The following is a 13,623-nucleotide window of genomic DNA, read 5'->3' as shown; positions in this document are numbered from 1 at the left end:
TCATCTTATCAAGTTATCAACTCGATGTCAACAACTTTTTTAAATTTTTCATGTCGCCACTGACCGGACTCAATTGTCGTTCAGCAGCGACATGTACTAATATATCAAGGTTCCTAGTTGAAGTCAATAAAAAAATGGTATTTTGCTATAGTTTTTTTGGAGCCCTGTAATATCGGTGAAAAACACCTTTCCCTTTTGTTTCTACGTCTACTATTTCCACGAAGCCTTTATCAGTTAGATATTCGATCAGCATGCCTAGATCTACGGAATAATGTTTAGCTTCTTCATGGTTAAGCAGCTCCTGAAAGCTCCACTGTTCTTTTTGTTCCAAAATATTAATCAGGTGCTCTGATGCCACCTTGGTTCTGGAATGGATCAAGAACTCGCTGGCCAAGAATAATAGTTCAAGCCTTTTATCGATTTCTTCTTCGCTTGTGACAAGCTCTTCATATAATTTGTATATTTCAGGTTCAATCTGCTTCACCTGATTCCAGACCGTCACTTCGGGATGAAATCCATTTTCGATTACAGCAAGCCTTGCCAAATGGTGCAGAGAATGAACAATATGATTATAGGCGTCTAGATAGTGTTTGGATTCAAAGAACACTTTTCCATCCATATAGCGACGGATCAACTTTCCAAATTCCATTCCCATCTTGATCTTTCTGCCGTAAAACGGGAAGTCCCTAAGCTCAGTTTTGAGGTTCTGTACATATTCATTGCGATCAAATAAGATCTTTCCATTGAACAGCCAATCGATCACTTTTCGATTGGACCCGAGCAGGATCCACTCTTTTAACTTTTGTTCAGTGACGATATGTAAGGCAGCCTTATGCTCTTTATAGGTATAATGTTTAACAAAAACCGGTTCTTCAGATTCTTTTACAATAAGAAATAAAACGATATCAAATGTGTCTGTTACAGGACTGGATTTCTTGCTTTGTTCTATTAATAAGACACCTAGTGTATTTGGGTGGCTGGTACGTTCCTGGTAAATCGGGCGTAAAATGTCTTCCATTAAAAACTCCTCCACATCAATCATTGGTTGGTAACTATTTCGACATTGAAGCGGGATTTCCTTCTCTTAATATAGTCATTTTTCGACAAATGGTTTTCCTATCCACTAAAGTCCTTTAAATATGGTATAGTATTTTTCTAGGAGGGACAATCATGGCGAAGAATTATTCCAGTAAGATCAATAAAATCCGTACATTTGCTTTAAGTTTGATTTTCATCGGATTTATCATCATGTATGTAGGTATATATTTCAAAGAGCATCCATGGGTCATGACTATTTTTATGCTGCTCGGTTTTCTTGCTATCATCGGCAGTACGGTCGTCTACTTTTGGATCGGGATGTTATCGACAAAAGCAGTCCAGGTCACATGCCCGAATTGCGGGAAGGTCACAAAGGTCCTGGGCCGTGTAGACATGTGTATGTATTGTAATGAACCACTGACTCTGGACCCTGACTTAGAGGGCGAAGAATTTAATGAAGAGTATAATAAGAAGAAATAGAGAATGTCAAAAAAAGACCTGCCGGGATGGAGGTCTTTTTTTACTCCTTAGTTTCAACCGGACCTCCTGCAGAGAAAAAGAAAAGAATGGTTCCGCATGAGAACCATTCTTCTTAATGAGTTTCTTTTGATGAACAATCCGTACAGGTACCGTAGATTTCCATGCGGTGATTGTTGACTTTGAACCCCGTTACGTGAGAGGCAAGCTGTTCGACTTCATCCAACCCCGGATAATGGAAGTCTACGATTTTGCCGCACCCATCGCAGATGACATGGTAGTGATCTGTCGTTACAAAGTCAAAGCGACTAGAAGCATCACCGTAAGTCAATTCTTTTACAAGACCGACTTCACGGAAGACTCGTAGGTTGTTGTATACCGTAGCCACACTCATATTGGGGAATTTCCCCTCAAGTGCTTTATATATGTCATCAGCTGTGGGATGAGCCATTGAATCAATGAGATACTCTAAAATCGCATGACGTTGAGGCGTGATACGGACTCCAGTTTCTTTCAATGTGGAAATCGCTTCTTTTAATTGTCCTTCTTCTGACATCGTCATGCACCTCTTTTCATAAGAATTATTATTTTATAATCTTTATAAATAGTGTACTAATCAAGAGTGCCTTTTGTCAATCTTGATGTAAATTTCTCTCTTGCTCCCCAAGTTGTTGATTGATGTATCTTGCTGCAACGAATAGGAAGTCAGACAATCGATTCAGATATGACAGGACTAGAGGATTCACTTCTTCTCCTATTCCGACCGCTTCCCGTTCTGCCCTTCTCACAATCGTACGGGCAGTATGGAACGCGGCGCCGGCAGGATGACCGCCAGGCAGGATGAAATTGCTCAAGGGAGTCAAGGTTCCATCCATAAAGTCGATTTGCTCCTCGAGCTCTTTGATATTGGAATCTTCAAGCTTCCACTTCACTTCTTTTCCAGGCGGTGTAGCTAGTTCAGCCCCCACATGAAACAGGACGGTCTGGATTTTGTGAAAGAAGCCTTCAAATTTTTCCTTACCGTCAAAGTATTCCGCTTTTAAATAGCTTAACCCGAGACCGATCATTGAATTCGCTTCATCACATGTACCATAGGCTTCCACCCGCTGATCTTTCTTGGAAACACGTGAACCGTATACAAGTGAAGTTGTTCCTTTATCCCCTGACTTCGTATAAATCTTCATATTAATATCCCCTCTCTGAATCGATCACATTTATTAACTCTTCACTCTTTTTACTATATGCTTTTAGATTCTTTTTAAAAATATCAAATGCTCTCGGCATATACATTTTTGTGATACTCGATAAATGCGGCGTTACCGATATCCCTTCTTCCTGCCAGAATGAATGATCTGCAGGCAAAGGTTCCTGTTCGAACACATCAAGAAAAACATGACCAATCTTCTTTGTTCTTGCTGCATCGAGAAGGACTGACTCTTCTACAAGGTCACCTCGGCCGATGTTAATGAAAACTGCTGATTTCTTCATCTTCTCAAAATGCTCCGTTTGAAGAATGTTTTTGGTATGCTCCGTGCTCGGTAGTACAGCAACAATATAGTCTGCATTTGGCAGGAACTCTTCAAAATTGTTGAGCGTGAACATTTGATCGAAGTGTTCCACCTTTTTACAGGTTGAATTCACCCCTGCCGTCTTCATATTAAAAGCTTTTCCTAATCGTGCGATTTCACTCCCGATTGCCCCTGCCCCCAAAACAAGCAGAGAAGCACCGTTCAGTTCGGAGGTAGGAAGTCTTCTGCTCCATACTCCTTCTTCCTCTTGTTTCAGAACGGCCCTGAGCTGTTTGGCATGCTGAAGCATCAATCCTAAAGTGAATTCCGCCATTGGAATCTTATGTATCCCCCTTGCGTTGGTGACCACTATCCCTTTTCTCCTGATTGCTTCAAATGGCATTTTCTCCATTCCAGCAGATGTCACCATGATCCACTTCAGTCTTTGAGAAAGTTCTATATGCCGCTCGGTCAGGTCTTCTCCCATCGTGACGATAATCTCTGCTTGCGGCAGTGCTTCTTCAGCTTCAGCGATCTTTTTATAAAACAAAAATTCAACATCTGGAAAGTGTTCCCGTAAATCGGTTACGAACTCTTCCTTAGGCTGATATGTTACAACCACCTTCATCACTTTACCTCCCATCCCTGTTGAAAATAGTTTATCATAATTTGCTTTCTCCCATAAAAAAAGAGGACCGATGAACATCGGTCCTTTACACGGATGAGACTGACTTATTTGAGGAGGTTGCCCTACTCTTACTATATGTCCCTTACGATGATGTGAATGGACAAAAGCCTCACCCTTTGTAAAATAGGCTTAAAAATAGGCTTACGAAAGATTATCTTCAATATACTTCAGAGCTTCCTCCACATGTCCCTTCACTCGGACCTTTCTCCACTCTTTTGCCAGGTTTCCATCTTTATCGATAATAAAAGTGGAACGTTCGATTCCCATATACTCTTTACCGAAGTTTTTCTTTAGTTTCCAAACTCCATATTCTTCAGCAACTTTATGATCCTCATCAACCAATAATAGAAATGGCAAGCCGTGCTTGTCCACGAACTTTTCGTGTTTCTCCACTGGGTCCGGACTCACTCCGAGGATCACAGCATCAAGTTTTTCAAAATTTTCATGCTGATCTCTGAAATCACATGCTTCTGTGGTGCACCCTGGAGTCATATCTTTCGGGTAAAAATAAAGCACCACATGTTTGCCTTTGTAATCAGATAGCTTAACTTTTTCTCCATTACTTGCCGTCAATTCAAATTCTGGCGCTTTTTGACCTGTTTCAACCGTCATTTCCTAATCCCTCCATTTTGCTCGTTTCTATCGTTAGCGTACCCAATAGGAAGGAAAAACTCAAATCATAAGGGATTACTTTTCATAATTCATAAACGATTTGACGACAAACGCAGCCGGAATCGTATAACCGAGCCAAGATTCAATAAGAGCGATCCCCCTCCCGATTCCGATAGGAGTCACATCCCCATATCCTACTGAGAACAGGGTAATGCCGCTGAAATACATCGTTGTAAAAATATGATCAAAAAAATCACCGGAAACAGGCTGACCATTTTCCACCAGTATTTGTATACCTTCCAGCTCCAGTAAGGCAAATAAGAGTCCAAAGCCTAGCATAATGGTTACATAGCACATACCCAAAAAGAAAAAATGATGAAAGGAAACATAGTGTACCTTCCATTTAGATGGATAGAACAAGGCTCTTAAACTCATAACCATGCATATCAGAATCATGAAAGCTATCACATAAATCATATTTATTCCCACTTTCAGTGCTTGTCTCTGTATATGTACGCTTTCGTATTAAAAATCATTCCGCCTTCTTACTCCATTCTTCTACAGCTTGGATTCAATTTGCTAAAAAGCTCTCAGGCATACTACAATAGTAAAGGAAAGCAGACATATAGGAAGGATCAAGGAGGTAACACAATGAATTTCACTCAATCAGAATCTTTACATAAAGAAGCATTGGAACATATCGTCGGCGGGGTAAACAGCCCATCCCGCTCTTATAAGGCTGTTGGAGGCGGCTCTCCGGTTGCGATGGAGAGAGGAAAAGGTGCTTATTTCTGGGACGTCGACGGAAATAAATACATCGACTATTTGGCAGCATACGGTCCGATCATCACAGGGCACGCTCACCCACATATTACAGAAGCAATCAAAAATGCTGCTGAAAACGGAGTACTCTACGGAACCCCTACACGTCATGAGGTGAAGTTTGCAAAGATGATCAAAGAAGCGATGCCGTATATGGATAAGGTGCGTTTCGTCAACTCAGGTACAGAAGCCGTGATGACGACGATCCGGGTAGCTCGGGCATATACAGGAAGAGATAAAATCATCAAATTTGCCGGCTGTTATCACGGGCACTCTGATTTAGTTCTTGTGGCAGCTGGCTCAGGACCTTCCACCCTGGGAACACCCGATTCTGCAGGTGTCCCGAAGAGTATCGCACAGGAAGTGATCACAGTCCCTTTTAATGATATCGAACCATTTAAGGAAGCAATGGAAAAATGGGGAGAACAAATTGCCGGTGTACTTGTAGAGCCGATCGTCGGGAATTTTGGAATCGTCGAACCCAAGGAAGGCTTTCTCGAGCAGGTGAATGAGATCGCCCACAGTGCAGGCAGCCTTATCATTTATGATGAAGTGATTACAGCATTCCGCTTTATGTATGGCGGGGCACAGGATATGTTAAAGGTTAAGCCTGACCTGACCGCTCTTGGTAAAATCATCGGCGGAGGCCTTCCGATCGGTGCGTACGGCGGTAAGTTGGAAATCATGGAACAGGTAGCACCGCTTGGACCTGCATATCAGGCTGGTACAATGGCAGGAAATCCTGCTTCCATCCTTTCAGGGATCGCCTGTCTCGAAGTACTTAAACAAGATGGAGTGTACGAAAAACTTGATGAACTTGGCCGAAAACTTGAAGAAGGCATCCTGGCTGCAGCCGAAAAACATAACACACCGATTTCAGTCAATCGTTTGAAAGGTGCGCTCACTCTTTATTTCACAAAAGAAAAAGTCGAAAACTACGAGCAAGCTGAAGCAACAGACGGAGAAATGTTCGCCAAGTTCTTCAAGCTCATGCTGAACCAGGGCATCAACCTCGCCCCATCCAAATATGAAGCATGGTTCCTTACAACTGAGCATACTGAAGAAGATATCAAAGTAACACTCGAGGCAGTCGATAAAGCTTTCGCACAACTTTAATACTTTAACTCAATGCCCCTGCTCATACAAATTGAGCAGGGGCATTTTTTTATCATCAAAAATGAAAACCCTACCAATCCTAATAGAATAAACCCCCGTTTAACCCCTGTCGAAAAAGGTAAGAAAATAGTATAAAACTATTTGCAATTGCCTATTGATATTGCTTGAAATTGCCTGTATAGTACAGTATTGTTTATCAAAAGTCACTCAAGAAAGGACCTGTTTTCATGAAACTTGGTGCCCGCATTCTTAAAACGGGAATCGCGATTGTCATTGCATTACTTGTTTCACAACTGTTAGGCTTGCCATCTCCTGTTTTCGCAGGGATTGCTGCGATTTTTGCTGTGCAGCCGACCATTTACCGCTCTTATTTATCGATTATCGAACAAATCCAGGCAAACCTGATTGGAGCCGGGACAGCTGTATTATTCGTTCTTTTATTCGGGAGCAACCCACTTGTAGTGGGATTGGCAGCCATTGTCGCCATTGCCATCATACTTAAACTAAAACTGGAAAAAACGATCGGTCTTGCATTGGTGACCATGATCGCCATCATGGAAGTCACTGATCAGGCATTTATCCAGTTTGCACTTATACGTTTTTCAACGATTATGATTGGGGTATTCTCCTCATTTCTAGTCAACCTGGTCTTTCTCCCGCCAAAATATGAAACAAAGCTGTATCACCGGATCTCGGATTCAAGCGAAGAGATCCTGAAATGGATCAGATTGAGCATGAGGCATGCCACTGAATTCCATTTACTGAAAAAAGATCTTGAACGCATGAAAGAAAAATTGATCAAGGTTGATCAGCTTTATCTGCTGTATAAAGAAGAAAGGGATTATTTTAAAAAGAATTCCATCTCAAAAAGTAGAAAACTGGTCATATACAGACAGATGATTTCATCGGCAAACAGGAGCTTTGATATACTGAAGCGGATAAACCGTTATGAAAATGAAATTCTTCAATTACCGGATGAATTAAAAAATATTCTCAAGGGGCAGCTTGACTGTCTCCTGACCTACCATGAACAATTATTATTAAAGTTCATCGGTAAAATGCATCCGCAGACTGACTCAGAGGCTTATCAGGATGTATGCCTTCACCGAAAAGAACTTTTGAAAATGATGCTTGCTGAAATACAAAACAACAGTGAGAACGAAAATGTTCAAAACTTCCATATGCTTCATATCTTCTCAGCCATCTTCCTTTATGACGAACATCTCGAGCATTTGGAGAAGCTGATTACAAGTTTTCAATCCTATCATACGGATGACAATGAAGTGGAAATCGGCGAAGAAGAGGAATAATAAAAAAAGATCGTCAAATCCATTTGGATTTGACGATCTTTTTTTTAGTTTTTCATCTTCGGATCGAGAGCATCACGCAGCCCGTCACCCATAAGGTTGAAACCTAGTACCGTCAGCATGATTGCGAGCCCAGGAAAGACCATTGTCCATGGAGCCTGCAGCATGAAGGTACGTGCGTCTGCTAGCATTTTCCCCCATTCAGGAGTCGGTGCCTGGGCACCCAATCCGAGGAAACCCAATGCTGCAGCTTCGATGATAGCTGTTGCAATGGCAAGTGTACCTTGTACGATGATAGGTGCCATACTGTTAGGAAGAACATGACTGAAAAGAATTCGGCTGTCCTTCATGCCGATGGCTTTTGCTGCCATAACGTACTCTTCCTGCTTAACACTCAACACCCTCGAACGAATGAGACGTCCGAAATTCGGAATGTTGATGATCGCAATGGCAATCAAAGCATTTCTCAGTGATGGCCCAAGAGCCGCCACTACTGCAATCGCAAGGAGGATACTTGGGAATGCAAGCATAATATCAAAGATACGTGAAATGATTGTATCCACCCATCTTCCATAATAACCGGCAACGATTCCTAAAAGACTCCCTGCAACTGCCGAGCCGATTACTGCAAAGAATCCAACCCATAAGGAGATTCGCGCACCATGTATGATTCTGGACAAGATATCACGGCCGAAATCATCCGTTCCCAGCCAGTGCTCTGAAGAAGGTGCCTGCAGCCTTTTTGACAAATCCTGTTCATTGATTCCCTGCGGGGCAATGACCGGAGCCAAAATGGCTAGAAGAACGAAAAATAATACAATACAAAAACCGACAAGTGCGATTTTGTTTTTAACAAAGCTTTTCCATGCTTCCTTCCAGGGAGATACCGTTTCCTCTTGTAATCCTGGATTTAATTCCTTTTGCGGTTCTGCGATTTCTGCCATCAGAGTTCACCTCTTTCTTCTATTGATGTTAGTTATATTTAATACGCGGATCGACGGCAGCATACAGTAAATCTACGATTAAGTTAATCGTTACGAAGATTGTAGCCACTACCAGAATCCCTGATTGGATTACCGGATAATCACGATAACCGATCGCTTCATAAATATAACGGCCTATTCCCGGCCATCCAAAAATCGTTTCAGTAAGAATGGCTCCCCCCAATAACAGTCCCATCTGCAAGCCTATGACTGTCAATACTGGAATAATGGCATTCTTCAGTGAATGCTTGTACACCACCCAGAACATCTTCAATCCTTTTGCCCGGGCTGTACGAATGTAGTCCGAACGCATGACTTCAAGCATACTGGATCGCGTCATACGTGCAATGATCGCCATGGGAATCGTAGCAAGTGCTATCCCTGGTAAAATCAAATGCTTTAATACTTCCCCGAGCTGATCGAAGCGTCCTTGAATGATCGTATCAATAATATAAAGGTTTGTGATGGAATCAATCGGATTTCTAATATTCTCCCTGCCGGTTGTAGGCAGCCAGTCAAGCTGAATTCCGAAAATCCACTGTTCCATTAACCCTAACCAGAAGATTGGAAGTGAAACCCCAACCAAAGCCAGGATCATAGCCGTGTAGTCAAACCATGAGTTCTGGAACCATGCACTGATGATCCCTGCATTTACGCCTATGACGACAGCTATGATGATTGCAACCACTGCCAGTTCAAAAGTCGCTGCCAGATATGGCCATATTTCCTGAGAAACTTCTACTTTTGTACGCAATGACTCACCTAAATCACCTGTCAATAAGCCGCCAAGGTAGCTGAAATATTGTACATACCATGGGTTGTCCAGACCCAACTGTGCCCGAAGTGCCTCAATCGCTTCTTTCGTCGCCTGCTGACCTAAGATCACCTGAGCCGGGTCTCCCGGGATTGCCCGGATGATAAAAAATACGATCAGGGTCATACCCAGTAATACAGGTATTAACTGAAGTAATCTTCGAATGGTGTATTGAAACATCTTGTTCACCCCTCTTAATGGAGATTCTTAATCTAAGAAGCTAGTTCTTGAACATTTACTCACAAGAGTGGATACACGTTTGATAGTGTATCCACACTGGTTATTATTTTGAGGAGGCTGAGCGATCCGCCTCCGCTTTTCTACTGTCCAGCTCCGGCGGCTAGAGGCTCGAGACATAAGGCATGCCATCCAAAAAGGCAAAGAGCGCCTTTATGGCTGCCCTGTCTTATGCTTGTCGCCTCTAAGCGAGCCGCCTCCGCTTTTCTATGTACCAAAGGGGAGAAATCAATGACATCTCCCCTTTGTGTTACTTATTATTGTTCGATATCTACTTCACCTAGGAAGTCAGAACCTGTTGGATGAGGCTTGAAGTTCTTAAGTGCTGCACTTCCAGCCAATAATGGTGTGGAGTGAGCCAATGGAACCCATGGAGCATCCGCATGGATGATTTCTTGAGCTTCTTTGTATAGCTCTTCACGCTTTGCTTCATCAGTTTCAGATTGAGCAGCGATTAGTTTCTCATGAAGCTCATCATTGCTGTAGTACGTATAGTTGTTACTTCCGATGTTGTCTTTATCAAGAAGTACATATAAGAAGTTGTCGGCGTCACCGTTGTCACCAGTCCATCCTAGTAGGAACGCGTCAGCTTCACCTTTACGAGCTTTTTCCAGGTAAGTCGCCCACTCGTAAGATACGATTTTCGCCTTAATGCCAACTTCGGCAAGGTCCGCTTGAATGGCTTCAGCCACTTTTTGACCGTCCGGCATATATGGACGAGGAACAGGCATTGCCCATAGTTCCATTTCGAAACCATCTTTGTGGCCAGCTTCAGCAAGTAGTTCTTTTGCTTTTTCTGGATTATACTCATAGCCTTCGATTTCGTCGTTATAACCGCCGATTACCGGAGGCATTGGATTTTTCGCTACTTCCGCTCTTCCTTCGAAGAATGCGTCAACAATCTCCTGCTTGTTGATTGCGTAGTTGATCGCTTGACGTACTTTAGGATCGTCAAAAGGTTTACGAGTAGAAGTTAAACCAAGGTACCCGACGTTCATGGATGGACGTTCGAATAACTGCAGTTGGTCATTGCTTTCTACTTGTGCAGCATCACTAGGGTTTACACCATCAGCAAGATCGATTTCCCCTGAAACCAATGCATTTAGACGTGCAGAGTTTTCTGGGATGGATTTAAATACGACTTGATCAAGCTTCGGATAATCTTTTTGCCAGTAGTTCTCATTTTTCACAAGGACAATCTTGTCGTTACGCTTCCACTCTTTGAACTTGAATGGTCCCGTTCCGGCATCTGTTGGAGCTTCACCAAGCTTGTCGCCAAGCTCGTCAAGTGCTTTAGGACTTACAATCGCAAATGGACTCATCGCGATATTCTTTAAGAATGGCGCTTGAGGGCGCTTTAACATAAATTCTACTGTCTTTTCATCAACAGCTTTCACTTCTTTGATGACGTGGCCTTCATCACCTTTAAATCCGCCAAACATTGATTTGTAGTAGTAGAATGCTTCTTCATTCCCATTCATCCAGCGCTCGAAGTTTTTGACAACAGCATCAGCATTAAAGTCTGTACCATCTTGGAATTTAACTCCTTCACGAAGAGTGAATGTATACGTTAAACCATCATCTGAAACCTTCCATTCTTCTGCAAGTCCAGGATTTATTTCCGTATCCTGCTCACCGAATTCTACTAATGTTTCAAAAATGTTCTTTGTTACCTTAAATGATTCACCGTCAGTAACGGTCGCAGGGTCAAGAGCAACTGAGTCTCCCCCACGTCCGAAGATCAATACTTTAGGATCTCCGCTATCTTTACTGTCACTGCCTTCGCCTGAAGAACCTTCAGAGCCTCCGCATCCGTATAATACGGATGAAAGGACTAAGATTAGCAGCATTAAAATTGACCAGCCTTTCTTCCTCAATGAAATCCCCTCCTGAATAATGTTTATATACTTATGAGGCTTGCCGCCTAATAAAGATGGCAAGCTACATAATGCCCTGGTTGGTGTTCCTTGAATTCCGGTACCTTCTGTTTACAAACTTCCGTTGCGTGAGGGCAGCGGGTATGGAATGTACATCCGCTTGGCGGATTTGAAGGACTCGGGATATCTCCCTGCAACAGCTGAGTTTCTCTCTTAAAGTCCGGATCAGGGATCGGGACCGCCGAGAGAAGAGCCTGAGTATAAGGGTGCAATGGCTTTTCATATAGAGTCTCACTATCACTGAGCTCTGCCATTTTCCCTAAATACATAACGCCCACTCTGTCGCTTATATGTCTAACTACACCCAGATCATGAGCTATGAAAATATAGGTGAGTTCGAACTCTTTTTGCAAATCCTGCATCAGATTTAAAACCTGTGACTGGATGGATACGTCTAATGCAGAGACTGGTTCATCTGCGATGATCAGTTTCGGTTTTGTCATGAGTGCACGTGCAATTCCGATCCGTTGTCTTTGCCCGCCGCTGAATTGGTGCGGATAGCGTTTCGCGTGATAACTGCTCAATCCTACTATGTTCAGCAGCTCATGCACTCTCTTTTTACGTTCTTTAGCCGAGCCCATTCCGTGGACTTTTAATGGCTCTTCCAAAATTTTTTCTACTGTATGCCTCGGATTCAATGAAGCGTATGGATCCTGAAAGACCATTTGGATCTCCCTGCGGATCTTTCTCATTTCTGAGTTTGATAGACTCGTAAGCTCGCGGTCTTCGAAAGTCACTCGCCCTTCGGATGGGTCGATCAGCCTCATCAGCATCCTGCCGGTAGTGGATTTACCGCAGCCGCTTTCTCCTACAATCCCCAGGGTCTCTCCTTTGTTGACTGTAAAAGAGACTCCATCCACCGCCTTCACTGAGCTGACAGGTCGTCCAAGAATTCCTCCTGTAATAGGAAAATGTTTCTTAAGATTTTCAACCTTTAGCAATGGTTCCGTCATAAACTCCCTCCTCTGCTTCATCGAACAGGAAGCACCTTGTGCAATGTCCTGGTGTTGTTTCATATAATGCCGGCGTTTCAACCAGACAGCGGTCAAACGCAAAATCGCATCGGGCTGCAAACCTGCAGCCTCTTTTGATTGACCCCGGCTTAGGAACATTCCCTTGTATCGAGTGAAGCCGCTGCTGTTTCACACGCATATCGGGTACGGACTGGATGAGTCCTTTTGTATAAGGATGCTGTGGATTTTTGAAGATTTCCTCCACTGTGCCTTCCTCAACCACTTTTCCCGAATACATCACAACGATTCTCTCGCATGTTTCTGCGACCACTCCTAAGTCGTGAGTGATGAGCAGAACAGCTGTATTCAATTCCTTGTTTAACTTTTTCATCAGTTTTAAAATTTGGGCTTGGATGGTTACATCAAGTGCCGTGGTAGGTTCATCGGCAATAAGCACCTGCGGGTCGCACACCATTGCCATCGCGATCATGACCCTTTGTCTCATTCCACCAGATAACTGATGCGGATATTCCTTGATCAGTTCATCTGCCCGAGGGAGTCCCACCATTCTCATAATTTCTACTGCTTTGTCCCTCGCTTCTTTCTTTGTCGCTTTTGTATGTATGCGAATCGCTTCGGTCAATTGATCTCCTATCGTAAAAACAGGGTTTAACGATGTCATCGGTTCCTGGAAGATCATAGCTATGTCATTGCCCCGGATATCTCTCATTCGCTTTTCTGAAACTTTTGTCAGGTCTTCATCCTTATAAAGGATCTTACCTCCTGTTATTTTCCCCGGAGGGCTGGGCACGAGACCCATGATCGAAAGCGAGGTTACACTTTTACCGCATCCGCTTTCCCCGACAACTCCCAGAATTTCGCCTTCATTCACATGAAAACTAACGCCATCGACTGCAGGAACTTCTCCGTCATCAGTAAAAAAGGAGGTCCTTAAATCTTCTACAGTTAGTAAAGGACGTGCTTGACTCATTCAAATCCTCCCCTTGAAACAATTCTCTCTTTTCTTAATTGTGGTACTTTTCTAAATTTTTATATGTTTCCTATTATACAAGATGTTACAAATGTTGCAATCTATTTTCAGAATTTTCTTCTTAAATCATTTATTCGTCT

Annotated in this window: 14 protein-coding genes; 3 read left to right on the top strand and 11 right to left on the bottom strand. The window is 42.9% G+C overall.

Annotated elements, in window-relative coordinates; translation table 11 throughout:
- Positions 1 to 145: 145 nt before the first annotated feature.
- Complete coding sequence (locus tag ACXAFV_RS22045; protein WP_475129660.1) at positions 146 to 1,018, bottom strand: nucleotidyltransferase-like protein; 873 nt, start codon at positions 1,016 to 1,018, stop codon at positions 146 to 148.
- A gap of 152 nt (positions 1,019 to 1,170) precedes the next feature.
- Between ACXAFV_RS22045 and ACXAFV_RS22040 the strand changes: the two genes are divergently transcribed.
- A complete protein-coding gene (locus ACXAFV_RS22040; protein ID WP_475129658.1) occupies positions 1,171 to 1,518 on the top strand; it encodes a YgzB family protein in 348 nt (115 codons plus the stop codon).
- A 112-nt stretch (positions 1,519 to 1,630) separates the two neighbouring features.
- Here the strand turns inward: ACXAFV_RS22040 and perR are convergent, their stop codons facing one another.
- The 5 genes from perR to ACXAFV_RS22015 form a co-directional block, all read right to left on the bottom strand.
- Positions 1,631 to 2,071 (bottom strand): peroxide-responsive transcriptional repressor PerR, encoded by a 441-nt coding sequence (gene perR, locus ACXAFV_RS22035; RefSeq protein ID WP_446245825.1) that lies wholly within the window; start codon positions 2,069 to 2,071, stop codon positions 1,631 to 1,633.
- Positions 2,072 to 2,147: 76 nt separating this feature from the next.
- Entirely contained in the window at positions 2,148 to 2,699 is a 552-nt protein-coding gene (locus tag ACXAFV_RS22030) for a cob(I)yrinic acid a,c-diamide adenosyltransferase (protein ID WP_475129656.1), read from the bottom strand.
- A 1-nt stretch (position 2,700) separates the two neighbouring features.
- A complete protein-coding gene (locus ACXAFV_RS22025; RefSeq protein WP_475129655.1) occupies positions 2,701 to 3,651 on the bottom strand; it encodes a D-2-hydroxyacid dehydrogenase in 951 nt (316 codons plus the stop codon).
- A gap of 201 nt (positions 3,652 to 3,852) precedes the next feature.
- Positions 3,853 to 4,323 (bottom strand): thioredoxin-dependent thiol peroxidase, encoded by a 471-nt coding sequence (gene bcp, locus ACXAFV_RS22020; protein WP_475129653.1) that lies wholly within the window; start codon positions 4,321 to 4,323, stop codon positions 3,853 to 3,855.
- A 75-nt stretch (positions 4,324 to 4,398) separates the two neighbouring features.
- Positions 4,399 to 4,800, bottom strand: a complete 402-nt coding sequence (locus ACXAFV_RS22015) for an ion channel (protein ID WP_475129652.1) — start codon at positions 4,798 to 4,800, stop codon at positions 4,399 to 4,401.
- Positions 4,801 to 4,974: 174 nt separating this feature from the next.
- On the opposite strand from ACXAFV_RS22015, the gene ACXAFV_RS22010 reads away from it, so the two are divergent.
- Both ACXAFV_RS22010 and ACXAFV_RS22005 read left to right on the top strand, forming a co-directional pair.
- Complete coding sequence (locus ACXAFV_RS22010) at positions 4,975 to 6,261, top strand: glutamate-1-semialdehyde 2,1-aminomutase (RefSeq protein WP_475129651.1); 1,287 nt, start codon at positions 4,975 to 4,977, stop codon at positions 6,259 to 6,261.
- A 227-nt stretch (positions 6,262 to 6,488) separates the two neighbouring features.
- Positions 6,489 to 7,571 (top strand): FUSC family protein, encoded by a 1,083-nt coding sequence (locus ACXAFV_RS22005; RefSeq protein ID WP_475129649.1) that lies wholly within the window; start codon positions 6,489 to 6,491, stop codon positions 7,569 to 7,571.
- Positions 7,572 to 7,615: 44 nt separating this feature from the next.
- On the opposite strand, the gene nikC is transcribed toward ACXAFV_RS22005, so the two are convergent.
- The 5 genes from nikC to ACXAFV_RS21980 form a co-directional block, all read right to left on the bottom strand.
- Positions 7,616 to 8,512 carry a nickel transporter permease gene (gene nikC / locus ACXAFV_RS22000; RefSeq protein WP_475129647.1) on the bottom strand — a complete coding sequence of 299 codons (897 nt, stop codon included), beginning with the start codon at positions 8,510 to 8,512 and terminating at the stop codon, positions 7,616 to 7,618.
- Between the two features lie 28 nt (positions 8,513 to 8,540).
- The gene (locus ACXAFV_RS21995; RefSeq protein WP_475129646.1) at positions 8,541 to 9,545 is read right to left on the bottom strand and encodes an ABC transporter permease; all 1,005 of its coding nucleotides are present in this window, start codon (positions 9,543 to 9,545) and stop codon (positions 8,541 to 8,543) included.
- A gap of 314 nt (positions 9,546 to 9,859) precedes the next feature.
- On the bottom strand, positions 9,860 to 11,452 hold the full coding sequence (locus ACXAFV_RS21990) for an ABC transporter substrate-binding protein (RefSeq protein ID WP_475129663.1): 1,593 nt from the start codon (positions 11,450 to 11,452) through the stop codon (positions 9,860 to 9,862).
- A gap of 74 nt (positions 11,453 to 11,526) precedes the next feature.
- Positions 11,527 to 12,492 (bottom strand): ABC transporter ATP-binding protein, encoded by a 966-nt coding sequence (locus tag ACXAFV_RS21985; protein WP_475129643.1) that lies wholly within the window; start codon positions 12,490 to 12,492, stop codon positions 11,527 to 11,529.
- Positions 12,467 to 13,483, bottom strand: coding sequence for an ABC transporter ATP-binding protein (locus ACXAFV_RS21980; RefSeq protein WP_475129641.1), 1,017 nt, complete (start codon positions 13,481 to 13,483; stop codon positions 12,467 to 12,469). Before ACXAFV_RS21980 ends, ACXAFV_RS21985 begins: the two co-directional genes overlap by 26 nt.
- Positions 13,484 to 13,623 lie beyond the last annotated feature (140 nt).

This window comes from Rossellomorea sp. ABR4_012 (assembly GCF_056159545.1).
The sequence above is the reverse complement of the archived record's forward strand: the minus strand, read 5'-3'. Positions and strand labels throughout refer to the sequence as shown.